Source organism: Arcticibacter sp. (assembly GCF_053551015.1).
The window spans coordinates 1-24,990 of the sequence record NZ_JBMQOB010000022.1 but is presented as its reverse complement, the minus strand read 5'-3'; the positions used below and the strand labels follow the sequence as shown (position 1 = coordinate 24,990).

At 47.4% G+C, this 24,990-nt stretch carries 26 protein-coding genes and 1 tRNA gene; 13 read left to right on the top strand and 14 right to left on the bottom strand.

The window, feature by feature from the left end:
* Nucleotides 1-11: 11 nt before the first annotated feature.
* The 3 genes from ACO1NU_RS15460 (at nt 12) to ACO1NU_RS15450 (ending at nt 2,022) form a co-directional block, all read left to right on the top strand.
* Complete coding sequence (locus ACO1NU_RS15460; RefSeq protein WP_448819399.1) at nt 12-776, top strand: TatD family hydrolase; 765 nt, start codon at nt 12-14, stop codon at nt 774-776.
* Between the two features lie 50 nt (nt 777-826).
* Nucleotides 827-1,873: an asparaginase gene (locus ACO1NU_RS15455; protein ID WP_106295201.1), complete on the top strand. Its 1,047-nt coding sequence runs from the start codon at nt 827-829 to the stop codon at nt 1,871-1,873.
* A 61-nt stretch (nt 1,874-1,934) separates the two neighbouring features.
* Nucleotides 1,935-2,022 (top strand) — tRNA-Ser (locus ACO1NU_RS15450).
* Between the two features lie 118 nt (nt 2,023-2,140).
* Here ACO1NU_RS15450 and ACO1NU_RS15445 read toward each other — a convergent pair.
* The 6 genes from ACO1NU_RS15445 to ACO1NU_RS15420 all read right to left on the bottom strand — a co-directional run bounded on the left by ACO1NU_RS15445 (nt 2,141) and on the right by ACO1NU_RS15420 (nt 8,205).
* Nucleotides 2,141-2,956 (bottom strand): alpha/beta fold hydrolase, encoded by an 816-nt coding sequence (locus ACO1NU_RS15445; RefSeq protein ID WP_448819398.1) that lies wholly within the window; start codon nt 2,954-2,956, stop codon nt 2,141-2,143.
* Between the two features lie 273 nt (nt 2,957-3,229).
* Nucleotides 3,230-4,141 carry a helix-turn-helix domain-containing protein gene (locus tag ACO1NU_RS15440; protein ID WP_448819397.1) on the bottom strand — a complete coding sequence of 304 codons (912 nt, stop codon included), beginning with the start codon at nt 4,139-4,141 and terminating at the stop codon, nt 3,230-3,232.
* 54 nt (nt 4,142-4,195) lie between these two features.
* Nucleotides 4,196-4,951, bottom strand: a complete 756-nt coding sequence (locus ACO1NU_RS15435) for an SDR family oxidoreductase (RefSeq protein ID WP_448819396.1) — start codon at nt 4,949-4,951, stop codon at nt 4,196-4,198.
* 45 nt (nt 4,952-4,996) lie between these two features.
* Nucleotides 4,997-5,878, bottom strand: coding sequence for an SDR family oxidoreductase (locus ACO1NU_RS15430; RefSeq protein ID WP_448819395.1), 882 nt, complete (start codon nt 5,876-5,878; stop codon nt 4,997-4,999).
* Between the two features lie 122 nt (nt 5,879-6,000).
* The gene (locus ACO1NU_RS15425) at nt 6,001-6,570 is read right to left on the bottom strand and encodes a DUF4256 domain-containing protein (protein ID WP_448819394.1); all 570 of its coding nucleotides are present in this window, start codon (nt 6,568-6,570) and stop codon (nt 6,001-6,003) included.
* A 93-nt stretch (nt 6,571-6,663) separates the two neighbouring features.
* Nucleotides 6,664-8,205 (bottom strand): PQQ-dependent sugar dehydrogenase, encoded by a 1,542-nt coding sequence (locus ACO1NU_RS15420; protein ID WP_448819393.1) that lies wholly within the window; start codon nt 8,203-8,205, stop codon nt 6,664-6,666.
* A 327-nt stretch (nt 8,206-8,532) separates the two neighbouring features.
* Between ACO1NU_RS15420 and ACO1NU_RS15415 the strand changes: the two genes are divergently transcribed.
* The 4 genes from ACO1NU_RS15415 (at nt 8,533) to ACO1NU_RS15400 (ending at nt 13,920) form a co-directional block, all read left to right on the top strand.
* Nucleotides 8,533-9,051, top strand: coding sequence for a carboxypeptidase-like regulatory domain-containing protein (locus ACO1NU_RS15415; RefSeq protein ID WP_448819392.1), 519 nt, complete (start codon nt 8,533-8,535; stop codon nt 9,049-9,051).
* A 12-nt stretch (nt 9,052-9,063) separates the two neighbouring features.
* Nucleotides 9,064-11,748: a SusC/RagA family TonB-linked outer membrane protein gene (locus tag ACO1NU_RS15410; protein ID WP_448819700.1), complete on the top strand. Its 2,685-nt coding sequence runs from the start codon at nt 9,064-9,066 to the stop codon at nt 11,746-11,748.
* A gap of 91 nt (nt 11,749-11,839) precedes the next feature.
* Complete coding sequence (locus ACO1NU_RS15405) at nt 11,840-13,360, top strand: RagB/SusD family nutrient uptake outer membrane protein (RefSeq protein ID WP_448819391.1); 1,521 nt, start codon at nt 11,840-11,842, stop codon at nt 13,358-13,360.
* A gap of 116 nt (nt 13,361-13,476) precedes the next feature.
* A complete protein-coding gene (locus tag ACO1NU_RS15400; RefSeq protein WP_448819390.1) occupies nt 13,477-13,920 on the top strand; it encodes a hypothetical protein in 444 nt (147 codons plus the stop codon).
* A gap of 110 nt (nt 13,921-14,030) precedes the next feature.
* Here ACO1NU_RS15400 and ACO1NU_RS15395 read toward each other — a convergent pair whose 3' ends face one another.
* Complete coding sequence (locus tag ACO1NU_RS15395) at nt 14,031-14,381, bottom strand: HesB/IscA family protein (RefSeq protein ID WP_448819389.1); 351 nt, start codon at nt 14,379-14,381, stop codon at nt 14,031-14,033.
* A gap of 90 nt (nt 14,382-14,471) precedes the next feature.
* Here ACO1NU_RS15395 and ACO1NU_RS15390 point away from each other — a divergent pair, with 90 nt between their 5' ends.
* From ACO1NU_RS15390 to dnaA, 4 genes are all read left to right on the top strand, one after another.
* Nucleotides 14,472-15,005, top strand: coding sequence for a DUF7935 family protein (locus ACO1NU_RS15390; RefSeq protein WP_448819388.1), 534 nt, complete (start codon nt 14,472-14,474; stop codon nt 15,003-15,005).
* A gap of 13 nt (nt 15,006-15,018) precedes the next feature.
* Nucleotides 15,019-15,792: a 5'-nucleotidase C-terminal domain-containing protein gene (locus ACO1NU_RS15385; RefSeq protein ID WP_448819387.1), complete on the top strand. Its 774-nt coding sequence runs from the start codon at nt 15,019-15,021 to the stop codon at nt 15,790-15,792.
* Entirely contained in the window at nt 15,789-16,727 is a 939-nt protein-coding gene (locus tag ACO1NU_RS15380; RefSeq protein ID WP_448819386.1) for a bifunctional metallophosphatase/5'-nucleotidase, read from the top strand. The genes ACO1NU_RS15385 and ACO1NU_RS15380 overlap by 4 nt, the downstream gene beginning before the upstream one ends.
* Nucleotides 16,728-16,819: 92 nt before the next feature.
* Entirely contained in the window at nt 16,820-18,247 is a 1,428-nt protein-coding gene (gene dnaA, locus ACO1NU_RS15375) for a chromosomal replication initiator protein DnaA (protein ID WP_448819385.1), read from the top strand.
* Nucleotides 18,248-18,325: 78 nt separating this feature from the next.
* Here dnaA and ACO1NU_RS15370 read toward each other — a convergent pair whose 3' ends face one another.
* The 6 genes from ACO1NU_RS15370 to ACO1NU_RS15345 are packed head-to-tail and all read right to left on the bottom strand — an operon-like array spanning nt 18,326 to nt 22,049.
* Nucleotides 18,326-19,183: a bestrophin family protein gene (locus ACO1NU_RS15370; protein ID WP_448819384.1), complete on the bottom strand. Its 858-nt coding sequence runs from the start codon at nt 19,181-19,183 to the stop codon at nt 18,326-18,328.
* Between the two features lie 50 nt (nt 19,184-19,233).
* Nucleotides 19,234-19,782: an NUDIX hydrolase gene (locus ACO1NU_RS15365; RefSeq protein ID WP_448819383.1), complete on the bottom strand. Its 549-nt coding sequence runs from the start codon at nt 19,780-19,782 to the stop codon at nt 19,234-19,236.
* The gene (locus ACO1NU_RS15360) at nt 19,775-20,185 is read right to left on the bottom strand and encodes a hypothetical protein (protein ID WP_448819382.1); all 411 of its coding nucleotides are present in this window, start codon (nt 20,183-20,185) and stop codon (nt 19,775-19,777) included. Before ACO1NU_RS15360 ends, ACO1NU_RS15365 begins: the two co-directional genes overlap by 8 nt.
* A 27-nt stretch (nt 20,186-20,212) precedes the next feature.
* Complete coding sequence (locus ACO1NU_RS15355; RefSeq protein WP_448819381.1) at nt 20,213-21,004, bottom strand: TPM domain-containing protein; 792 nt, start codon at nt 21,002-21,004, stop codon at nt 20,213-20,215.
* 17 nt (nt 21,005-21,021) lie between these two features.
* Nucleotides 21,022-21,462, bottom strand: a complete 441-nt coding sequence (locus tag ACO1NU_RS15350; protein ID WP_448819380.1) for a TPM domain-containing protein — start codon at nt 21,460-21,462, stop codon at nt 21,022-21,024.
* Nucleotides 21,463-21,470: 8 nt separating this feature from the next.
* Nucleotides 21,471-22,049 carry a LemA family protein gene (locus ACO1NU_RS15345; protein WP_448819379.1) on the bottom strand — a complete coding sequence of 193 codons (579 nt, stop codon included), beginning with the start codon at nt 22,047-22,049 and terminating at the stop codon, nt 21,471-21,473.
* Nucleotides 22,050-22,139: 90 nt separating this feature from the next.
* Here ACO1NU_RS15345 and ACO1NU_RS15340 point away from each other — a divergent pair, with 90 nt between their 5' ends.
* Both ACO1NU_RS15340 and ACO1NU_RS15335 read left to right on the top strand, forming a co-directional pair.
* Nucleotides 22,140-23,687, top strand: a complete 1,548-nt coding sequence (locus ACO1NU_RS15340) for an NAD(P)/FAD-dependent oxidoreductase (RefSeq protein ID WP_448819378.1) — start codon at nt 22,140-22,142, stop codon at nt 23,685-23,687.
* Between the two features lie 45 nt (nt 23,688-23,732).
* Nucleotides 23,733-24,092, top strand: a complete 360-nt coding sequence (locus ACO1NU_RS15335) for a CoA-binding protein (RefSeq protein WP_448819377.1) — start codon at nt 23,733-23,735, stop codon at nt 24,090-24,092.
* A 398-nt stretch (nt 24,093-24,490) separates the two neighbouring features.
* Here the strand turns inward: ACO1NU_RS15335 and ACO1NU_RS15330 are convergent, their stop codons facing one another.
* Nucleotides 24,491-24,616 carry a hypothetical protein gene (locus tag ACO1NU_RS15330; RefSeq protein ID WP_448819376.1) on the bottom strand — a complete coding sequence of 42 codons (126 nt, stop codon included), beginning with the start codon at nt 24,614-24,616 and terminating at the stop codon, nt 24,491-24,493.
* Nucleotides 24,617-24,990: the final 374 nt, after the last annotated feature.

The following is a 24,990-nucleotide window of genomic DNA, read 5'->3' as shown; positions in this document are numbered from 1 at the left end:
TATTTGCATTAATGATTTTTACGGACACGCACACGCATCTTTATTACGAAACGGATACGGAAAGTCGGAAGCTATTGATGGACCGTTGCCTGGATAACCATGTGACCAGGCTCTTTTTGCCGAACGTAGACAGCGAGTCACTAGGTTTGGTGGCTGGCCTGACGAATGAATATCCTGATTATTGTTTTCCGATGACAGGTCTTCACCCCTGCAATGTGAAGGAGAATTACCTGGAAGAGTTGGAATTCCTTCGGAGCAATGAGCTGTCATCAGTGGTGGCAATCGGGGAGATAGGTATTGATCTTTACTGGGATAAAAGCACTCTTGCGATACAGCAGGACGCCTTCCGCAGGCAGATTAAATGGGCTAAGGAGCTGGATCTACCGATCGTCATTCATTGCCGCGAGGCCTTCGATGAGGTTTATGCTATCCTGATGGAGGAGAAGGACGAAAAACTGAGAGGGATTTTTCATTGTTTTTCGGGAACTATCGAGCAGGCGCGTCGTATAATTGAACTAAACTTTTATCTGGGAATCGGTGGCGTGCTAACGTATAAGAATTCCGGACTTGATAAGGTGATTGAGCAGATCGACCTGAATTATATCGTTCTGGAAACGGATTCACCTTACCTGGCGCCGGTGCCCTTCAGAGGTAAAACTAACGAAAGCAGTTACCTGCCCTACATTGCTGCAAAGGTTGCAGCTATAAAAAATTTACGGATTGAAGAGGTTGCTGAAGTCACTACTGAAAATTCAAAAAGAATATTTGGTATTTGAGAAATGCATTCCTTTTTTATCTTTATCAAAAAATACAGAGCTGAGCTAAGATGACAAAGGTACTCATTATTTATACCGGGGGAACCATAGGCATGGTTCAGGATAAGGTTACGGGTACGTTAATGCCTCTTGACTTCAACTTAATCACTGAGAATGTTCCGGAATTAAGACGTCTGAATTATGAGATAACGGTACATTCTTTCGCTGAGATCATCGACTCTTCGAACATGACGCCGGAGGTCTGGATTGAGCTTGCGGATATCATTGAGCGGAATTATGCCTTGTATGACGGGTTCGTGGTTCTTCATGGCTCTGATACGATGGCTTTCACGGCTTCGGCTCTGAGCTTTATGCTGGAAGGCCTGAATAAACCGGTGATCTTTACGGGGTCTCAACTTCCGATCGGAGAGATTCGTACAGATGCGAAGGAGAACCTGATCACTGCTCTTGAGATTGCCTCCGCTAAGCAAAATGGCAAAGCCCGCGTACCGGAAGTATGTATTTACTTCGACTTCCAGCTTTTCAGGGGAAACCGCGCATTTAAATACAATTCTGCCAAATTTGAAGCATTCCGTTCACCTAATTATCCGGTTCTTGCGGAAGCGGGTGTTCATCTGCGATATAATGACTCCAGCATACGTAAATGTGATGAGTGTATCTTCAGGGTGCATAAGAAGCTTAACAACTCGATTGCGGTACTGAAGCTCTATCCGGGGATATCTCAGGAGACAGTAAAGGCGATTGTGAACTCAGCAACAAGTGCGATTATCCTGGAAACGTTTGGCGCGGGAAACACATCTACGGATGAATGGTTCCTGAACTGCCTGCAGTCGGCCATCGACAACGGTAAGGTGATCTTAGATATTTCGCAGTGTAAAGTGGGAACGGTGGAGTTGGGAAGGTATGAAACGAGCCGGCCTTTGAAGGATATGGGCGTAGCGAGTGGTTTTGACATGTCTTACGAGGCAGCGGTTACCAAGCTGATGTTTTTGTTGGGTCGGGGCTTTACTGCCGAACGTATTACTCATTTACTGGAAACGAACTTGCGGGGTGAGTTGAGCAAAAGTTCGCCTGTAGCGTCTAAAACGGTATTTTAATATTTATTTTGCAAAGCTTGGGATGTTCTGACAGAAATTCTTAGTTTTGCGTCCCACCAAAGGAGAGGTGTCTGAGTGGTCGAAAGAGCACGCCTGGAAAGTGTGTATACCTCAAAAGGGTATCGAGGGTTCGAATCCCTCCCTCTCCGCTGAATTAAAAACCCACTGAAATTTCAGTGGGTTTTTTGTTTTTATATGGTTACGTAAAATCCTGCTAGTTTGGCCTGCTTATCTGTAGCCCATACGAATACTCATTCAAGGTCGTGGTTAATCCAGGAAGCTATCCAGATAACTGAATAGTGTTTGTGTCTGGCTCATCAGACTTACATGTCCCTGCGCAGGCAGGATCGCCAATTGTGATTTAGGCAGCCCGCTCATATCGGCGTTTATTGCGCCTCCCAATAATTGGTACGTCTTCATCAGTTCTATTTTATCCAATCCATCATTGTCGCCGGCAATCAGTAATACCGGAGAGCTAATGTGCGCGATATTCTCATCTCCTGAGTTATAGGGTTGCCCTGCTAAAGCGATCATCTTTTCCAGGAAAGGTACCCATTTTGTTTTATCGGGAGCTACTGCATCATAGGCTTCCTGGAGAGGCGTATTCGTGAAGAATTCTGGCTTCATGGCTTTAAATGCTGCGTTTGTTTCGGACATCCAGCCCTCCGTTTTATAGGCAGAAGAGATAATCACTAATTTTCTTAACCTTTGCTGGCATTGTACGGCAAACTGGTAGGCTACAGAGCCTCCGAAGCTATATCCTACTACGTCGGCGCTCTCAATGTTCAGGTAATCCATTACTCCCTCAATATCGCTTGCCAGAGTGACACGTGATAAGGTTCTTTCTGAAAATGGGGTACGGCCATGTCCTTGCAATTCCAGGGCAATGACTTTCCTTGTCTTCGAAAGCTCATTAATCAATTCTCCCCAGTTTGTCTGAATAGTCATAAACGCACCGTGTAGTAAAATGACAGGTTTACCCTCACCATATACTTCATAATAGACCTGTACATCATTAACAGGTGCATAGCCACTGCCGATCGGCTTTTCTAAATGTGCGTTGAATTGATGTGCTGTACTCATGGGATGAAATTAGTATTATCGTTTAAGAAATTAGGTTTTCTGAAATTTTTTAATGAATTACATAGTTACAGGCGTTCTCATTGTGGTCGCACAGAATAAATGAAGCTTGTTTCTGTTGAGATCTCCCTTCTATAACAGTTGTTATACTGCTAAAATATTGAGGGCTAAGCAAAACGTGTACTACGCTGCAAGAAGATTAAGATAAGAATTGCTTTCAGTTTAAAACGAACGTTTGCGTATTTCATTCCATCGAGGCTCAGAGATGATCTGCCATTAGTTGAAAGAATGTCTGAATTTGAGTGGAGAGATTGCCGCCTTGCTTTTAAATAATTTGCTGAACGACTGGGAATGCTCAAAGCCGAGTTCATAAGCTATTTCACTTACAGAAAGGTTAGTAGTAGAAAGTTTTTCCTTTGCTTTCTTGATGAGCTTGTCGTGGATGAGTTGTTGGGTATTCTGCCCTGTAAGGGTTTTGAGTAATCCGGTCAGATAGCTTGGCGAGACGTTGAGGTTGTCAGCCACGTATTGCACTGTAGGCAAGCCTTTAGATATCAGATCATCTTTTTCAAAGTATTCGTCCAGCAGTTGCTCAAGTCGCCCAAGTATCTGGTGATTGGTAATTTTCCGGGTGATAAACTGCCTTTGGTAGAATCGTTCGGCATAGTTCAGCAAGGTCTCTATCTGCGAGATGATGATATTCTGGCTAAACTGGTCGATGTTACTGTGGTACTCCTGTTGGATGTTTTGAATAATCCCGTTGATGACAGCCTCTTCTTTTTCTGAAAGGAAGAGGGCTTCGTTTACCGAGTAGTCAAAATATTTATACTGCTTGATGTTTTTAGCCAGAGCTGTGTTCCAAAGAAAGTCAGGATGGATCAATAAGATCCATCCTGACCTCGGATGGTCTGTTTGTTGTGCAGGTTCTACTCCCAGTACCTGATTGGGTGCCAGGAAATACATGACTCCCTCGTCGAAGTCGTATTGTTGCTGCCCATAATGCATCTTGCCAATCCCCCTTTTTATAGAAATGGAATAGTAATCTGTCATAAAGCTCTGCCTGATGTCATTCGCATTAAAGTTCATCGTTGAATAATCTACCACACTGATCAGGGGGTGCTCAGGCTGGGGCAGTCCCCTCAAGCGGTGGTATTCACTGATGGACTTTATTCTGATGGGCTTTGACATCTTTTACTTCTTTTTAGAATACTAAAGTAGGGAATGCTGGTGTATTTTGTTCTTTTACAAGCCCTGACCGCCTGATACTTCGATGCGCTGTCCGTTGATCCAATAGGCATCATCGGTACACAGGAATGCCACTACTCCGCCAATATCACCAGGTAAGCCTACACGACCCAGGGCAGTAAAGCCGGCTATGCGTGCATTGATTTCCTTGTTATCACGAGTACGCCCACCTCCGAAATCCGTTTCTATTGCTCCGGGAGCTAATACATTCACTCTGATTTTCCTTGGACCGAGCTCCTGAGCCATGTACCGGGAGAGGGTTTCTACTGCTGTTTTCTGAGCTGCGTAAACGGAAGACCCCGGCATGGTCAGGCGGGTAAGCCCTGAAGAGATATTGATAATACCACCTCCATCATTTATCAGCGGCAGCAGTTTCTGGGTTAAGAAGAATACGCCTTTGAAGTGAATGTTGAAGATATCGTCCAGCTGTTGTTCTGTGACCTCTGCGATGGGGGCGTATAATGCTGTACCTGCGTTGTTAATGAGGTAGTCGATTCCCGGGTGACCGGCCTTCTCGTTTAGTAGGTTGGTGAGTTGCTGATGGAAAGTGTCAAAAACATGGATGTTGCTTGTGTCGAGCTGAAGGGAGTAGGCATTCTGTCCGAGTGCCTGGATACCGGCCACTACCTCATCGGCTGCCTCCTTGTTGGAATTGTAGGTCAGTATGACGTCGAGACCTTTTTTGGCTAGTGCGATCGACATGTTTCTGCCGAGCCCGCGGCTTCCGCCTGTTACTAATGCTATTTTGCTCATGGTTGTTTTTTGCTAAATATTCTGGTGTTTATTGTTGTATTTTAATCAGGAAGAAAAGTAGTTCATCTCCATGTCTTCTAGTAAACTCGGCTGAGAAGGTTTCCAGCCTAGCGTCGTTTGCGTATCATAGCTGGTCGCGGCTGCGTCTAAAGTAATAAACATGCTCATCCATTCGAAGTGCTGTGCGACCTGATCCTCGGCTATTGACTGTGCGGGGAGATGAAGGCGTTCGCCAATCCTTCCGGCCAGCTGTTTTAAGGAGAACCCCTGGTCGGCAACGGCATTGTATCTGGCACCTCTTGTAGGATTCTCGACCGCCAGCCTGAATAGTTCTGCTGCATCAAGCCGATGCACCGCTGGCCAGCGATTGCTACCATCTCCAACGTAGGCGGATATGCCCTTCTTCTGCGCCTGGTTGATGAGGAAAGGGATGAAGCCGGTATCGCCTTTTTCGTGTACGGAGCAGGAGAGGCGAATGACAGAGGCGTTGATACCCTGTTCTGCCAGGGCCATCGCTGTCGATTCTGAAGCTCTCGGGAAAGCAGAGGCTGCATCTGCCTCGGTGATAAACTCGCCTTCCGGGCGTATGCCTAAGAGGCCACCGGTAACGATCAAGGGCCTCGCCGTACCTTTCAATGCCTCTCCTAAAGCCTCAATGGCTTTTTTGTCTGCTTCCGCAGCGGTGGCGTATTCATTGAAGTTGTGATTAAAAGCGGTGTGGATGACACCATCGGCTTGCCTAGCGCTTTGTTTAAGGATGTTCAGATCTTCCAGGGTGCCAGGTATAGGCTGTGCCCCGAGAGATTCCAGCTTAGATGCTGCCTCCCGTGAACGTACAAGACCGGTGACCTGGTGCCCGGCGGCTAAAAGACTGTTCACTACTGCAGAGCCTACAAAGCCGGAGGCTCCTGTTACCAATATTTTCATCTTGTTGATTTTGATATTCAAATTTCAGGAACAGGATAAGAATGCTTGTAGCCAGATCTGCTGTTGTTGTAGTCAAAAAGAAGGTGCTTTGAAAATGCACAGCTAGCCGGGCCCGCCCATCTTCAGATGATCAGCATGCCACGGAAGCCTCTTGCGCCATAGTACGACTCGGCTCCATTGTGGTAGGTAAAGACGGTATTATAGCGGCGGTCGCAGAACAGTGCTCCTCCGAGCTTCCGGATAGCGGGTGGCGTTTCTATCCAGCTGGAGGTTTTGATGTCGAACTCTCCGAATTGCTGCAAATGCCTGTATTGCTCCTCATTCAAAATTTGGATGCCCATGTTTTCCGCCATTTCGAGTGCGTTGCCGGAAGGCTTGTTTTCTTTTCTGGAATCCAGCGCTGCACGGTCATAGCAGATGCTCCTGCGGCCTTTGGGACTTTCGGCTGAACAGTCGATAAATGCCCATGTATCGCCGTTCAGGAAAATAACATCCGGCTCACCTCCCGTTCTTTCCATTTCATAGAGCGACCATAGCTTTCGGGAGTCTGCTTCCAGTGTGCTACGTACATGCTCCCAATCTACATTTTCATGCCGGGTCATATTCTTTTCAAAGCGGGATCTTAATACCTGCAGAAGTTGATCCCGCTGTTCCTGAGACAGTTTGGTTGGACTTTGAAGAGTAGCGCTCATGCTTAGTGAGGTTTGATAAGTTCGATGTACAGCTTAGAACAGGGAAAAGCACCACGTGGAACCTTCTTTCTAAATTACATATTTTACTTCAAACTAATTCTGCTCCTGTTCTCTCCTTTTTGCAGGCGGCAATGCTTCTCTATTGATCGTTTCAGCCTTATTGGTTTGGGCAGAAGCTGATTTATAGCTCAATTCAAGGATGCAGCCTCTGTAGGATACTTCTTTCGGATCAGCCTTCGAGGGACCGGAGCTTACCGATGAGCTATCCACCGCAAGATAGAGCTTCAATCCATCTTCAGAAACGGCAACATCGCGGTAACGCACCTTGCCTCTTGCGTATTCATACACGTTACTGTTGGCAACCTTTCCGTTGTTATCCAGCTTCACCCTGAGCAGTCGCGCTCCTTTGAGGGTGCTGATCAGCAAAGAATTCTTCCAGCCTGGGATTGCATCAGAATGATAGGCTGCCACGCTTGAGGGGGCAAACGACTGCCACTCCTGCCTCCCGCCTGCCACGACCTTCTTGAAGAGTGCTGTCAGTAATTGGTTCCCGGTCGGATAGAAGCTAGTGATCGGATTTCTGTAGCTGTCGCCTATCTCGCGGGCATTTGCCTTTTCGTCTTTAATCAGTGGATAGCTGGTATTCCAGATGCCCGGATATTGCTCCTTATCAGAAACCGAGGCAGCAAGACCATTGTAATTCCCATCATCATAACCAAGGACAAGAGGATGTCCGTAATTGCTTCCCTTCTCGATGAGGTTGACCTCGTCGTCGGAGTAGGGGCCATGTTCCACGGCGTACAGCCGGTCTTTGCCATTATCCGAAAGGTAAGCCAGCCCCTGGGGATTGCGGTGACCCAAGGTCCATACTGCACTCTGACGGGGGCTATTAAACGGATTGTCGTTCGGGATCCATTGATCACCCTTGCCGGCATCTGTATCCTGCTCCAGATTGAAGCGGAGCACCTTTCCTTCATAGCTTTGTTTATTCTGTGCCTTGTTTAACCTGGCACCGTTGGAGAACTGCCCCGCACCCATATCGCCAATGCTGAAGAAGAGGTAAGGCTTGCCCTCTACAGGAGCAATCAGCAGTCTGCCTCCATTATGGTCGTTACTGGCAGGTACGGTATCACAAAGAACCACAGGCTGATGCAATCTGCCAGCCTTCATATCATAGGTGTATCTCACTACGCGCTGGGTGAATTTATGCCCACCTCCCTCTGTGCCACCGTCTACATTGCCCGGATTGCCTTTATATTCATAGATGTAGGCCAGGTACACAAAGGGTTTGCCCTTTAGTAAAGAGGGATGCAGGGCCATTCCCATCAGTCCTCCCTGAGGCCAGGGTGCACTCCCTGCTTTTTTGTCGAATCGCGGAAACTTTCTCTGCTGGTTGATGTCGAGCAGCACCTGCTTCTTTCCGTTTGCAGGATCTATTCGCAGCACGCGGTACCCCTTCGACTCGGTCACCCAGAGATGACCATCTGGTGCATTTGTGAGCTCCCACGGATCGCTCAGCTTGTCGGCCACAATACGAATGCCGAACTGAGCATCTTCCAGCGGCACATCAGACTGAGCCCTTCCCCCGAGGCTAAGTAATAGCAGGGCTGATAAAGTAAATATGTTTTTCATCATTCAGATAGCGTTGCAGAAAAGCTTCCCGAATCACAGGCATGCAGAATTAGTTAGATCCTGTATGATCCGCGATAAGGCTCTTTTCCAAGTGTCAGATAGATAGATTATTATGAGCTTCGCTCACCTTCATAACAGATCGGGAGGGCTCTGGTTTTGGAAAGCATAACCTTCCTCTGAAGGTCACGGAGGAAGTAAGTTGATGCAGGATGCAGCAGGATGCAACTTTGCTCAGTATCTTCTAAGTTTATACAACAGCTACCCAGACATCGCGCTGGCCAATTAATTTACCGTTAATTACTACATCTTTTAACCAAACAATTAAACTCTATGAAAGCCATTTTATGCTTTTTAAGAAGTGGGACATATTTGTTCTTTCTTCTGATCTGTTTCTTCCTGAACAGGTCTTATGCCCAAACAAAAATATCGGGACAGGTATCCGACGCGACGGATAAAGAAACCCTGCCTGGCGTTTCCGTTACCGTTAAAGGTACATCGACAGGAACGGCAACCGATACGCAAGGTAAGTTCACGATCACAGCATCTCCAGGCCAGGTGCTGATTTTTAAATATATCGGCTATAACGATCAGCAGGTAACCGTGGGCGCTAACCCGGTGCTTAATGTTCAGATGAGCTCTTCAACCAAGAGCCTTGAAGAGGTTGTGGTGATCGGTTACGGTACTCAGAAAAAGGGAAGCCTGACCGGAGCCGTGGCGACGTTCAATGCCGATAATCTGGAGGAGCGACCCGTACAGCGAGTCGACCAGGCGATGGTAGGTCAGATGGCAGGTGTGAACGTTAAGCAGACCACCGGATCACCTGGAAAGGGAATGAGCGTGCAGGTATGAGGTACAGGCTCTATCTCTGCGGGTAATGAGCCTTTATACGTAATAGATGGATTCCCCCTGGCTCCCGCTGCTCCTAATGGCTCGGGAAATTATGCATCCGGTAATCCGCTGGATAACATCAATCCCAACGATATTGAGTCTATTCAAGTGCTGAAAGACGCATCTTCCGCTGCCATATACGGATCAAGAGCATCAAACGGGGTGGTATTGATCACCACCCGAAGAGGTAAGTCGGGAAAGCCGAAGATTACCTTCAATGCTTACGGCGGTACGGTTGAACGCAGTAAGAAGCTGGATATGCTGACAGGTGAGGAATGGATTGATCGCGCTATTGAAGTAGTCGACGCGCAGTGGGTTGCTTCAGGAGCCGGAAGAACCGCTGCTCAGACCACAGCGGAAAGAAGGCAGATCCTGAATTCGGGACTTGCAGCAGATAAGCAGCTGGGCCCGAATGATGTGAATACCTCTTACATGATTGATGATAGATGGAAGCAGTCGGGCTATCCCGGGTTGCGCATCATAGACTGGCAGGATGAGGCTTTTCAGCGAGGCATCACGCAGAACTATCAGCTGTCTGCCAGCGGAGCCACAGACGTGGTCAACTACTTCGTGTCAGGTAACCTGACCGACCAGGAAGGCATGGTTAAAGAAATGGGCTACCGGTCTTATTCCGCCAGAGCGAACGTAGAGGTAAATGCGAACAGCAAGCTGAAGTTCGGACTTAATCTATCACCTACGTACTCCATTACTGACGATCCGGGAGTTGAAGGAAAGGACAATATCCTTCACCAGCTGGTCAGTATGACGCCCGTTCAGGAAGATACGATGGGCGTATACCCTAACATCGGCAGGAATGGACAATACCGTTGGAGCACCTCGCCGAACAGTCCTATCGGCAAGCTCGAAAACACGTTTGCGCAGACCAAGCGCTTCCGTACGCTTGCCACCATATTTGGTGAGTACAAGATCATCGATGGTCTGAATTTCCGGACTACACTGAACCTGGATCATACAGACAACAATTTCAACCGCTATATCCCTTACACGATTACAGGTACACTTTCCAGCCGGGAGTCGCAGTTGACTGCCAACACCTCCGGAAGCTATTCTACATACAGGCGACAGACCTTCGTTAATGAGAACACGCTCTCATACAACAAGCAGTTCAATGAAGTGCATGACCTCTCTCTCTTGGCCGGTGCTTCATATAACTCAGACAAATTTGACAGCGGCGAGTTCAATTCAAACGGTGGCTTTACCAACGATGTGGTCACCACATTGAATAAAGCTGCCGGCATTACGGGCAGCACCACCGAGTCAAAAAACGTACTGCTTTCTTATTTCGGTCGCGCGCAATATTCATACGCCGGCAAGTATCTGTTTTCAGCCAGTATCAGGCGTGACGGATCATCCCGGTTCGGTACCAATACCAAGTGGGGATGGTTCCCCTCTGCTTCCCTGGGGTGGAGGATTTCTGAAGAAAACTTCCTGCAGGATATCACGGCGATCAGCGACCTGAAGCTAAGGGCAAGCTGGGGTAAAGCGGGTAACTATAATGTGGGCGACTATAGCGGGATTGCCACGCTGGCCAATTACAACTATACCTTCAACGGCGTTCCGGTTATCGGCCAGGCACCTAACCGCATTGTTAATCCCGACGTTTCCTGGGAAGTTTCTAATACCTTTGACGTAGGTCTCGACTTCGGATTGTTCAGCAATCGTATTACCGGAGCTTTCGACGTGTACTCGAAGAACAACTCCAACCTGCTCCTGAACATTCCGATCCCTCAAACCACCGGTTTCTCTACCTTGCTCGGCAATACCGGCGAAGTAAAGAATCAGGGATGGGAGTTCGAGATCACCTCAAGGAACCTGATGGGCGACTTCCAGTGGAGCACAACGGCAAACATCAGTCATAATACCAACAAGGTTGTTTCATTGCCAGGAGGCCAGAGTCAGATACTAATCCCTTCCTCTTTTGACATTGAGCACAGCATTCTGAAAGTGGGTGAGCCTATGTATAGCATCTACGTGGTGCAGCAGCAGGGAATCCTGACTCAGCAGGATATCGACACGAACGCCCCCAGATATGGAACACAGACCGTAGGAGATCCCAAGTATGTGGATGCTAACGGCGATGGAGTCATTGATGCGAAAGACCGGGTAATCGTAGGACATCCTACCCCTGATTATTCATGGGGGATTACCAATAACTTCCGGTACAAAGGCTTCGACCTCAGCGTGCTTGTTCAGGGACAGAATGGAGGATCTATCTACTCATTGTTCGGACGTTCGGTTAATAGAACCGGTACCGGACTAACCGACAATGTTCTGGGAACCTGGGCTAACAGATGGCGCTCTCCTGAGGATCCCGGCGATGGAGAAGTAGGGAAGGCCTATTCTACCTTCGGACGTATCAAGAACACCGACTGGTTGTATTCTTCTGACTATTTCAGAGTGCGCAATATTACCCTTGGATATGATCTGGGGAGAGTGATCAAAACGAAGCAGGTTCAGGGAGCAAGGATCTATGTAACAGCAGAGAACTTCTTTGGCCGCGACAGTTATGGAGGTGGCTTCAATCCTGAGGCAACCAATACCAACCTTAGCGGAAGCACCTCATTCCCCGAAGCAGGAGATTACGGCGGACTTCCTTTGCCTAAGTCGCTGATCTTCGGTGTCAACTTTACATTCTAATCTATCTAATCGTAGGAAACCATCAGCAGCATTTACTTGCAATAGCCATGAAAGACTTCTGATTGCTTCTGTTAAAAACAAATATATTCCGATGAAAAAGATCATTTTTTCCACTATCATATCATGTTCACTTCTTTTCGCAGCGTGTGAAAAGGAGCTCGACCAGGCACCTATATCTGACGCATCTTCAGCCAGGTTCTATGAAAAACAAAGCGATTTCCTGCAGGCGGTTAATGCTACTTATGCCAGCCTGAGGGCGTATCCTGACAGGCAGTTAAATCTTTCTGAAACCCGTTCAGACAACCTGTATGCAGTATCCGATGGCGGGGTGCGCGACTGGGAAGGCATTAACAGCTTTCATCGTACGATTGCGAGCAACCCCTATGTTACTGAAGCCTGGTCTGAAAACTTCAACGGCATATTTAAAGCCAATACCGTTCTTGATCAGATCGAAAAGAATGGAACCGTTATTGGAGATCAAAACCTCAGAACGCGTCTGCAGGCAGAGTCACGCTTCCTGCGTGCCTTCTTCTATTTCGATCTGCTGAGATGGTTCGGAGAGGTGCCTATTATCGAACATGCGGTATTAGCTGATGAAGCCAATACGATAGCCAGAAGTCCGGTTGCCGACGTCTACAGTTTTATTATTTCAGACCTGCAGTTTGCTCAGGAAAATCTGCCCGAAGAGTACACAGGGGGAGACAAAGGCAGGGCTACCAGGTATGCTGCCAAAGGACTCCTTGCCCTGGTGCATATGACGCGCTCAGGACTGGACTATGGAATTAAAGGTCCCGGCTTAGGCTTGAACGAATGGGGTAACGCATTAACACTGCTCAACGAGATTATTGGCAGTGGAAAGTATGGCTTCCTCTCTACTGCAGGTACGTCTTCAAGCGCCTATGCCAATATATTTTCTTATACCAACGAGGGGAATTCCGAAGTGGTATTCGATGTGCAGTATATCAATGGCTCCAACCCGGTACTGGGAGCAACGTTCCCGTGGGTGCTGGTACCCGATACCTGGTTCCAGTCGCTCGGTAAAACCACGCAGGGTGGCTTAACCATCCGCCCGGTCTCCAATGACCTGCTCAAGTCGTACGAGGCAAACGACATCCGCAGAAACTTCTCTATCCAGACCGGATATACGTTCAATGGATCGACCGAAACGCGCTCTTTCTTTAAGAAGTACGTGGATATCACGAAGCTTCCTACCAACAATCGCCTCGACTGGCCGATCAATTTTATCGTGCAGCGATATACCGATATCCTGATGATGAAGGCGGAGTGTATTCTTCATGGAGCTCCAGGGACACAGGCGGAAGTAGATGCAATTGTGAACCAGGTGCGTCAGCGCGCAGGATTGGCGCCGATAGCAAACGTAACCCTGCCTCAGCTCATGGAAGAGAGGAGAAAAGAGTTCGCAGCCGAAGGCAGCAGATGGCATGACCTGGTCAGAAGCGGACTGGTAGAAACGAAAATCCCCGCATGGATTGCAACTGAAGATGTTCAGAAGCAGATGCAGGCTTTCGTGAAAAATTACATCATTTATCCCGTTCCGCAATCACAGCTGGATGTTCGCCAGGGCTTGTACAGCCAGAACCTCGGCTACTAAGATCAGAGCCTCGGCTCCTAAAGATAAATAGCAGGAAATGCGCAGACCAGAAGTACTGCGCATTTCTTGTTTATACAAAAGGTTCCTCTTACCTTCATACTCTTAAATTCTCCAGGATGAAATACATAAACAGATACAGCCTTGCGGTCTGCTTGCCGCTTGTGTTACAGGCTTGCGGTTCGTCCACCGACTACAAGGACGTCCGAAAAGAGGTCATTGAACTGCATGACAGCGTAATGATCGATAGTGAGAAGGCGATCAGAAGCCGGATGAAGCTGGATACACTCTCCCGAAGCATGGATAGCCTGAAACAATTGAAACCTTCTTTGGATACAGCATTAGTTGCTCGTCAGATAAGCGTCCTGAAAGCCAGTCTTGATAGTGCCGACGAGCAGATGAATGTCTGGATGAGAGCCTTTGAACCGGACGTTGCAGACCGTTCCAATGAAGATGCTGTAGTCTATTTTCAAGATCAGAAGAGACAGATCTCCCAGCTTGACAGTGCATATGGCCGTGTGTTGAAGAAGTCAGAGCAATTCCTGTCTGACTTAAAGAAATAAGAGGCAGGAGGAGAGAGGCCTGTGGCCATCACCCGGGATGAAGTCCCTATATACAAGAAGAGCGGTACCATCATCATGATACCGCTCTTCTTGTTTTAAAAACCTTGGTGCTACACTGCGAATGATGTACCACATCCGCAGGTGCTTGATGCGTTAGGATTATTGAACGTAAATCCTCTTGAGTTCAGGCCGTCCTGGAAGTCAATTTGCATACCTGCCAGATAGAGGCCGTGTGCTTTATGCATGTATATTTTTATGCCATCAAGAAAAAACTCCTGATCTCCTTCTTTCTTTTGATCAAAGCCCAGAATATAATTCATCCCCGAGCATCCGCCTCCCTCAACACCAATGCGCAAACCGAACTCATCGCCCAGCTCCTGTTGCTGCTGCAGTTTTCTAAGCTCCTTTGCCGCCCCTTCTGTCAAAGAAACCGGTATAAGTGATGTAGTCTCCATACTCATTTCTTGCAATTTATTTACACAAATATAAGGTAATTTACCCATTTTTGTTTGGTTATAGGCGATTTGACGCTATGACAACAATTATTCAGAATGTCATCAATCTCCCTTTTTTTTCTCGACATCGTAAAGTATTCCCTATCCGGAATCGTCGTTTTCTTCATCGCATACCTGGTTATCCGCCCCTATCTTGATCAGCATCTCAAAATACGCTTGCTCGATCTCAAGAAAGACAGTCAGTCTACCTTGCTTCCCCTGCGACTTCAGGCCTATGAACGATTGATCCTGCTGGTGGATCGTATCAACCCCCTGAATCTCCTTTTAAGAGTAAGCTCCTCGGGGCTCTCGCTGGCAGAATATCAGCAGGTGCTCAAAGCAGAGATCCGCGAGGAGTTTCAGCACAATACCACTCAGCAGCTCTATGTCTCTTCATCGGCATGGTCTACGCTTGCTAAAATCAAGGAAGATACACTGGCGCTGATCAACAATGCGGCGCAGTCGCTTCCTGCAGAGGCCCCGCCGGTAGAACTAAGCAAGCTCATTCTTCATCACCTTTCTTCCCTGGAAAGCAATCCTTACGATTCTGCGGCACAGGTCATCAAAGGGGATGTTCAGCAACTTTTTTAAAAGCCACATTTTCATGAATACTGCAATATCATACATCGGCAGGATAGCAGGCAGAATGCTACCTGTACTGCTGATCGGGCTCTCGGCCTGTTCGCCGAAGCTACACCCGACGTCGTCTCATGCATCGTTGTACACCGTGAAGGACCTGCCGATAGACTCGGCGGTACTATCATTCTATCAGCCTTATAAAAAGGGCATCGATTCGCAGATGAACGCTGTGATCGGTGTGGCCGCTATCAACCTGGAACGTAAGAAGCCGGAAGGCTTGTTGAACAATCTGGTGGCGGACATTGTCTATGATGCCGGCAAGCGTCAGAACATCAGCTTCGACTTTGTACATACCAACTATTTCGGGCTTCGCAATTCAATTGCCGCAGGACCTATTAAAGCCTTTAAGGTTTACGAGCTAATGCCGTTCGAGAACGCTCTCGTTGCAATTACTCTGAAAGGGGCCGATGTACAGGAACTTCTTAATTATATAGCCGCGCTGAACGGTGATCCGGTCTCCGGAGTAAAGTTCAGTATCAAAAACGGGAAGGCTACTGATATCCAAATCAACGGAGCCCCTTTCGACCCCTCAAAAAACTATACCGTATTGACTATTGATTATCTGGCCAACGGAGGCGATAAGGCAGAGGCATACACGAGAGGTAGTGGTAGAGTAGATACATCCCTGAAGTTACGGGACGTCATACTGGCCTATATAAAGGAGCAGCAGGCGCAAGGCAAGGCCATCACCTCCAAACTCGATAACAGAATACAGAGCGATAACGATACGAGCAAATGAACAGACGGAAATTTATAAAGAACACGCTGACCGGGTCGGCAGTTCTTGCACTTGGTTTAGACTATCAAAAGATCTTTGCTTCCGATGACGTTCAAAAGCTCACTATCCTTCATACAAACGATGTGCATAGCCGCATTGATCCTTTTCCGGCCGACGATGTTCGCTATGCAGGTATGGGAGGCGCGGCACCGCGGGCCGCACTGATTAAGAAGATCAGGGCAGAAGAGGAACATGTGCTCCTCTTTGACGCCGGCGACGTATTCCAGGGGACACCCTATTTCAATTTCTATGGGGGAGAGGCTGAACTGAAGCTCATGTCTTTGATGGGCTATGATGCCGGAACCATGGGTAACCATGATTTCGATAATGGTGTGGAAGGCTTCCTCAAGCAGCTGCCACATGCCAACTTCCCATTCCTGGTTGCCAACTACGACTTTAGTGATACGCCTCTGCACGGTAAAACGAAATCTTACCAGATTTTCAAGAAGGGTAGAATCAAGGTCGGCGTATATGGCTTGGGCATCCAGTTAGATGGACTTGTCAACAAACAGCAGTACGGTAACACCCTTTATCTCGATCCTGTGAAGACGGCCCTGAAGATCGAGTCTTACCTGAAGAACGACGAAAAGTGCGACCTCGTTATCTGCCTGTCTCACCTCGGATATCAATACGACTACAACAAGGTTTCTGACCATGTTCTGGCGGCCAGTACATACCACACCGATCTGATCATCGGGGGGCATACGCACACCTTTTTACCGGCACCTACTGAGCTGAAAAATCAGGGAGGCAAACGTGTCATCATTAACCAGGTCGGCTTCGCCGGAATCAACCTCGGAAGGCTCGATTTTGAATTTGGAAGTAAAAAAACAGGCCGGATAGCCTATGCTTCTGCTGTTGAGCCAGTTAAGGATATTTCAAATTTTAGTTCCTAAAGCAGGAAATTTTTCGAATATTCGATGTTCCAAAGCGGCCAGTAAAATCCTCGCCGTACTGTCTGGAAATCAAATTATTAAGAAAAAGCTTCATGGAAAAAACTGGTACGAACGTTTGGAATCAATGTCTTCAGATCATAAAAGACAATATTCCAACACAGAGCTACAAGACTTGGTTCGAACCAATAAAAGCATTGCGTCTCGAGGGAAATGTGCTTACCATACAAGTGCCAAGCTTATTCTTTTACGAATGGCTTGAAGAGCACTATGTTGGGCTTTTACGGAAGACCGTAAAAAAGCAACTTGGTGATGAAGGCCGGTTGGAGTATAACATCGTTGTTGAGAAGTCGTCAAGCAATAAGCCTTATACGACGAACATGCCATCTACAGGCAATGGATCTGAAGCAAAATATCAGTCCATACCCGTAGCGGTAACCCTCAACAAGGATATTAAGAATCCATTTGTGATACCTGGCCTCAAAAAACTACAGGTAGACCCTCAGCTCAATCCTAATTATTGTTTCGAGAATTTTATCGAGGGTGATTGTAATCGTCTTGCACGCTCAGCAGGGTTTGCTGTTGCGGCAAAACCCGGAGGAACGTCTTTTAACCCTCTCTTGCTTTACGGAGGTGTTGGTCTTGGTAAGACTCACCTGGGTCAGGCTATCGGGAACGAAATTAAAAGAACGAGTCCTGACAAATTAGTTATCTACGTATCATGCGAGAAGTTCTGTCAGCAGTTCGTTGACTCATTGAAGAACAACACCATCAATGACTTCGTGAACTTCTATCAGGCAATGGACGTGATCATCATGGATGACGTGCATAACTTTGCAGGTAAGGAAAAAACGCAGGATATCTTTTTCCACATCTTCAACCACCTTCATCAGTCGGGCAAACAGGTTATCCTGACCTCTGATAAAGCGCCTAAAGATCTGGCAGGTTTAGAAGAGCGTTTGTTAAGCCGTTTCAAATGGGGACTATCCGCAGATTTGCAGGTTCCTGATCTGGAAACCCGTATGGCCATCCTCAAGAAGAAGATGTATGCCGATGGTATTGAGCTCCCGGGCGAGGTAATTGAGTACGTTGCACATAACATTGACAATAACGTCCGTGAGCTAGAAGGAGCCATGGTATCTTTATTGGCACAGTCTACGCTGAACAAGAAAGACATCGACCTGGCACTGGCGAAGTCTATGTTAAAGAACTTTATCAAGCACACCTCCAGGGAGATTTCCATGGAATACATTCAGAAGCTTGTTTGTGAGTACTTCGAAGTTCCAGTTGAAATGGTGAAGTCCAAAACACGCAAGAGAGAAATTGTACAAGCACGCCAGATATCAATGTATCTTGCTAAGAGTCACACAAAGACGTCACTTAAGTCTATCGGCCAGTTCTTTGGTGGTCGTGATCACTCTACCGTGATCTATGCATGCCAGACAGTTGAAGATCTTATTGATACAGACAAGAAGTTCAAGAACTACGTTCAGGACATTCAAAAGAAATTAAAGATGAGCTAAACTTTTACCTCATCTTAACCAAAAGAAAAAAGGCTATCTCAATTAAAAGATAGCCTTTTTTATGTCCCACAAATTCCGCTATATAATCTCGCTCACATGCTTCCGGATATTCTGGCATATCTGATCAACCGGAAGATCGTTGGCATCTCTGCCAAAAGGATTCTCGATCTCCTCGGCAATAAGCTCCAGACTCGCGAAGGCATACAGGATAAACATGATCACTGGAATAATCAGATAGCCGATGCTGTTCACCCAACCAAAAGGCAGGGTAAAGACATACAGAAAAATGAACTTTTTGATAAATACACTATACGTATAGGGTATTGGTGTGTTCTTAATGCGCTCGCAGGCTCCGCAGATATCTGTAAGCGACTTAAACTCCTCATTCAGCAGCCAGAGCTGATCACTGCTGATCTTCTGCGCTTCGTAAAGCTTGTTTAATCGTTCATATATCCTGGTGGCGATCTGATTGGGCAGATGGTGGTGGGCCTTGAGGTCAAGCACCGGATCAAGTTCATGATAGTCTTCATTCTCGCGCAAATGGTTCTTCAAGGCAAAAGCATAGTTCGGGATCATCAGTCTGAAAAAGCGCTTGTCCTCCTCATCCTTCAGGAAGCTATGCAGTTTGATCGCCAGGTTACGCGAGGCGTTAGTCAGGCCACCCAGTTGTTTTCTGCCTTCCCACCAGCGGTCATACGCGGTGTTTGTTCTGAAAACCAGCAGGAGGGAGATCACGAAGCCCAGCACACTATGCATCAGGCCGAGGTTACTAATGAAGCTGGATTTTCCTACCTCAAAATATTCAAGCTCCAAATAGGCAACCAGCCAGGAGTAGGCCCCCGCAATAAGCATCAGAGGGAGTAAGGTTCTGAGGGTATCCGTTTTGTTGAATCTGAAGATAAACGGAAACCAAACCTTGGGGTTGTAATTAATCATAAGGGGATAGACGTATAGAATTTATGCGGTCGTTGCCGCAAGGGGAAGTTCTAGAGCTTCCCCAGTTTTGCAAGTGCAAAGAAAATACTGCTCACGTGGAGGGCCTGCTTGATCTCGTTCTTCAGCACCAATTCCTTGAGCTCAGCAACGCTGACCGTCAGAACCTCGATCTCTTCACGACCATCCAGATGCTGCTCCTGAACTTTACGGCCTCCCTGAAGAACATAGCAGTGTGTTACATTCGCTGCTGTTGAAGGATTAGCATAGACCTCCCCAACTTTTTCGATTGAATCAAACGCATACCCGGTTTCTTCCAGAAGCTCGCGTCTGACTGCATCTTCTGGCGATTCACCTTCGTCGATACACCCGCCGGGAAGCTCCAGGAACACGTCTTCAGCACCGTGGCGATACTGTCTGATCAGGATCACCTGACCGTCTTCAGTAAAGGCAACGGCATTTGCCCAATCCGGATATTCCAGTACATAGTAATCGTCAATGATCTTTCCGTCGGGCATTTTGCAGGTATCCACGCGCAGAACCGCCCATCTTTCCTCCACCAGGTAGCGCGACGAAAGTTTCTCCCACTTCAGGTTACTCATACTGTCTGTTATTTAAGAAAGTATTAATCTGTTCTCTGCGGGCAATATTTTCAAAGCTCTGCTGATGATGAACCGTCTCTAACATGTTCAAAATGGCAGCTGTTTTATGGAGGATCACAAACGTTTCGTCAACTTCCTGGAAAGGGTATACCGATTCAAACATCAGTTGAGCCATCAGGTTCAGTTTTTCCGGGGAATATGCCTTCGTCTCCAGGTGTGCCTGGAAGTCTTCTACCGGTGTTTGTTCCAAATCTTCGCGGCTTAGGCCAAAGGATTCAGATAGTGCCTCGAAGGCTGTATCTATCCCTTCGTCTACGTTGCCGTCGTTTTTAAGACCGAGTATCTTTGCCAGCACCAGCGCCAGCTTTTGAATCTCAGCCTCAATAAAATCTTTTCTAATCATGTTCGTTTAATTTATTTCAGGGAAAATCTACCAATCGCCGCTGGATCCGCCGCCACCGAAGCTTCCGCCACCAAATCCACCGAAGCCACCGCCTCCATCGCCAAATCCACCTCCACCGAAGCTGCCACCACCACTGCCGCCGCCGCGACCTGCCATTCCGGAGAGCATGGTCCACCATAGAAGGTCTGCACCCCCGCGACTTCCGATCACTCGGCCGCCGCCGCCGCCACCACCGCGTCTGCTAATCACAGCAACGATCAGGACGATCAGGATCACCAGCCCTACGGGAAATCCCGAAGACCCGGATTTTTTTTTCTTTGGCTTGTCTGCTTTGTACTCGCCTTTGGTATAGGATATGATGGCATCAGTCGCTCTGTCAAGCCCGCTATAATAATCACCCTGTTTAAAAGCCGGTCTGATTTCATTGGTAATAATCCGCTTGGTTATAGCATCGGGGAGAGCACCCTCAACCCCATATCCGGTCTGTATGGTCACTTTCCTGTCGGCAATCGCCGCCAGAAGCACCACTCCATTATTTTTTCCTTTCTGCCCAACACCCCAGTTCTCCGCCAGCCTCGCTGTATAATCGGCGATGTCATATACGCCGACCGATTTGATCAGCACCACAGCAATCTGCGTAGATGATGTGTCGTTAAACGCGACGAGCTTCCGCTCAAGCTGCGCCTTCTGATCCGGAGAAAGTGAATTGGTATAGTCAGTCACCAGCGTGTTAGACCGGGGAGGTAGCTCTTGAGCCCGAAGGCCTGTGCTGACTAAGATAAAGGTCAGTGCAATTAATATACCTTGTTTTACATTCATGTTGTTCGTCCCTCTTATCAGATGTAAGAGATGTCATCTGACAATTCATTTTTGTCGCCATCCTGTACGGGAAAGAGCTTCTGCAGTTGTTCGCCAGCTGCGGTGATCCCTTCTACGATGCCAGATGCCAGACTGCCTGTCCGGAATTTTCCGATCATCCGTTCTTTAGTCGTATCCCAGAAATCCTCAGGCACCTGTCTGTTGATGCCCTCATCACCAATGATGGCAAATTTATGATCGTCAGTAGCGATATAGATAAGCACCCCGTTTCTCAGAGAGGTCTTGTCCATTCCTATTTTTATGAAATAGCTGGCCGCGCGATCAAATGCACTCGGTACCGGACAATTACGCTCAGCACAGATCCTGATTTCTCCGGATGTGTGCTTCTCTGCGTCTTCAATAGCTTTACGGATCTGTTCTTGTTCCAGATCCGTAAATAAGTCTGGTTTTTTGCTCATAGCGCGTGTTAAAACTCTACTTTAGGAGCCTTGTCAGAGCCTGCTTCGGCCTGGAAATAGCCCTTCTTTTCAAATCCAAACATTCCGGAAGTGATGTTGTTCGGGAAACTTCTGATTTTAGAGTTATACTGCTGAGTAACCTCGTTGAATTTCTGTCTTTCAGTAGTGATCCGGTTTTCGGTGCCTTCCAGCTGCGCCTGTAGTTCCTGGAAGTTTGCATTAGCCTTTAACTCAGGATAGTTCTCTGTCACCATCAGCAAACGGCCGATAGCTGAGCTAAGCTGTCCCTGTGCAGCCTGAAACTTTTCTATATTCTCTGGAGTCAGCTTATCCGGGTCTACGTTTACAGATGTCGCTTTTGCGCGTGCTTCCACAACCTGGGTCAGGGTCTCTTTTTCAAAGTTGGCAGCTCCCTTAACGGTATTGACCAAATTAGGAATCAGGTCTGCACGTCTTTGATACACGTTTTGTACCTGTGCCCACTGAGACTGTACCTGCTCGTCTAACTGAACCATGCTGTTATAGCCGCATGATGAAAATGAAAGGACTGCAAATAAACCTGCAATTGTATAAACTAGTTTTCTCATAATGTTAAAGTTAAATTATTTGATTCAGATCTTAGACGTCAAAATTCATACCTTTGTTACTGTCCGGGATAAAAACCTGGCAATATTGCAATGAAAGAAATTGAAATTGTGCTACTTCCGCATGAAGCAGCAGATCAGGATGCGCTCTATAACAAAGTTGCTACTGCCCTTAAACTCCATCCCAGCAAGCTTAAACATGTCAAAATCCACAAGCGGTCTATCGATGCGCGTGGCCGACAGGTGGTCTACCGTCTCAAGGTGCATGTTTACCTGGAAGAGGTGCCCGTGCCTGAAGTTTTTTCAGTAGAGTACCCAAATGTCAGCGACAAAAAACCAGTTCTCATCGTTGGGGCAGGTCCCGCAGGTCTCTTCGCGGCTTTGCGCTGCATCGAACTTGGTATGAAACCGGTGCTGATCGAACGGGGTAAGGATGTGAAACAAAGACGTCGCGATTTAGCAGCCATTAATAAGGAGGGACTGATCAATCCAGAATCCAACTATTGCTTTGGCGAAGGCGGTGCCGGAACCTATTCAGACGGAAAGCTGTACACTCGGTCCAATAAGCGTGGCGATGTGCAGTATGTGCTGAAAGCCTTTGTCGCTCATGGAGCCACCGAGGATATTCTGGTAGATGCCCGTCCGCATATCGGTACCAATAAATTACCTCAGATCATCACCGCCATGCGCGAGACGATACAGAATGCAGGTGGCGAGATCCATTTCGATACCAAGGTTACCGGCCTGATCTTGAAAGGCGGCCATATAAAAGGAGTCAGAACTGCAGAAGGGAATATCTTCGAAGCAGATGCCCTGATCCTGGCAACAGGTCACTCGGCCCGTGATATTTACTACTTGTTGCGAGAGCATGACCTGCAGATCGAGGCCAAGCCTTTTGCGCTGGGTGTCCGTATTGAACACCCGCAGCAGCTGATCGACCAGGCGCAATATCATTGCCTGGTGCGCGACCCGAATCTGCCGCCTTCATACTACAGCCTGGTCGAACAAGTAGATGATCGCGGTGTTTTCTCCTTCTGTATGTGTCCCGGAGGAATCATTGCCCCCTGCTCAACAGACTTCAATGAAATTGTAGTAAACGGCTGGTCGCCGTCCAAGCGTAATAACCCTTTCGCCAATTCCGGCACGGTGGTTCAGATCAACCTGGAAGACGTACCCGGATCTCCGGAAGATCCCTTCAGGTTGCTCGCTTTTCAGGCAGAAGCCGAGAAGAGGGCCTGGCAAGCCGGAGGAGGGAGCCTCGTTGCCCCGGCGCAGCGCATGGTCGACTTCGCTGAGGGAAGGGTATCGATGGACCTTCCAGCAAACTCCTACCTTCCCGGAACCCGGAGTGCCGACCTCTCTCAAGTGCTTCCGGAACTGGTTTACTCCCGCTTAAAAAAGGCGCTGCCTGCGTTCGGTAGAAAGATGAAAGGCTATTTCACCAATGAAGCACTTTTGGTGGGTGTGGAGTCGCGTACTTCCTCGCCCGTCCGGATCCCCAGAGATAAGGCGAGTCTTCAGCATCCCGATGCAGTTGGATTGTTTCCCTGCGGTGAAGGAGCAGGTTATGCCGGAGGGATTGTTTCCGCGGCGATAGATGGCATGAATTGTGCAGATGCAGTTTATGAGATGTTTAAATAGGTAATCAGGGAAGAAGTGTATGTTTCCCGAAAAAAATATAAAACGATGAAAAAGACATTAGTACTAGGAGCTACGCCTGACTCGAGTCGTTACGCGTATCTCGCATCAAATAAGCTGGTCAAATACGGCCATGAGATTGTGAACGTGGGTATCAAGAAAGGAGAGGTGGCAGGAGTTCCTATTGAAGAGGCGAAAGATCTTCATCCTGACATCGATACAGTTACCTTATATGTGGGTACCCGTAATCAGGCACCCTTGTATGATTATATTTTGGGGACGAATCCAAAGAGGATCATCTTCAATCCAGGTACGGAGAATGATGAGCTGGAAGCCATGGCCAGAGAGCGCGGCATCGAGACTGTAGAAGGATGTACGCTGGTGATGCTGTCGACTGGAGAATATTAAACCTCGCTTCTTTGAGTAGCAAAAGGGTTGCTTTAAGCACTGTCAGGATCCGGGAGAATAAGCCCTGCTATTTAGGTAGTAAGAGGATTTCGTTAAACAAATTGTAAAAGTATGAAAGAATATCGGATCTGCTTCTTTTAAATACAGGACGTCACAATAAAAAGAGAATTGCAAATAGCGGTTCTCCTTTTTTGTTTGAGTATGCTTCTGTTTTTAGCAGAAGCAGCATGGCTGGCTTGAAGAGTTTTGTCCCGGACGTTAGGCTACTTGCGATAGATGTATTAAGAGAACGATAGAAAGATCCTCCGTATGCATGTAGCCGTCATGATAATGCAGCATTATAACTGCTAGTATAAGAAAGATTCTATCTATAGGTGTGGGTATAATAATTCGATACTTTAAATGTAGCGGGTAGGATGGAAGTTATCATCTGATATATTGTCGGTAGAATAGGAGAACCAGTCCTGCATACGGACACCCTTCCACCCAAAACACCCCTTTGCACCCCCTTTTTTCCGCTTCATGACCACCCGTGATCCGCCTTTACACGCAGATCCCAAAAAATGTTTGATTTTTTGTACTTTTTAATTCCCTGATTTAAAAGGCGCTGAGTGGCTCAGGACGCTTAGAATGCACCTTTTCACAAAATAAAAGGCAAAAAGACTTGCAGGGAATAGGAAAAGTTCCCATCTTTGCAGTCCCAAAACGAACGAGGGATTACGAAGCGCAAGGCAGAGTGAGAGTGATTGAAGAGAAGAAAAGAAGGAAGAAAAAAAGTTCAACTTTTTTTTGGAAATATCAAAAACCTTCTTACCTTTGCAATCCCAAATCGGGGGAACAAAAACCAAAAGGCGCGACGCCTGGAGGCATTGAAAACAAGATCGTTAAGCAGTGAATT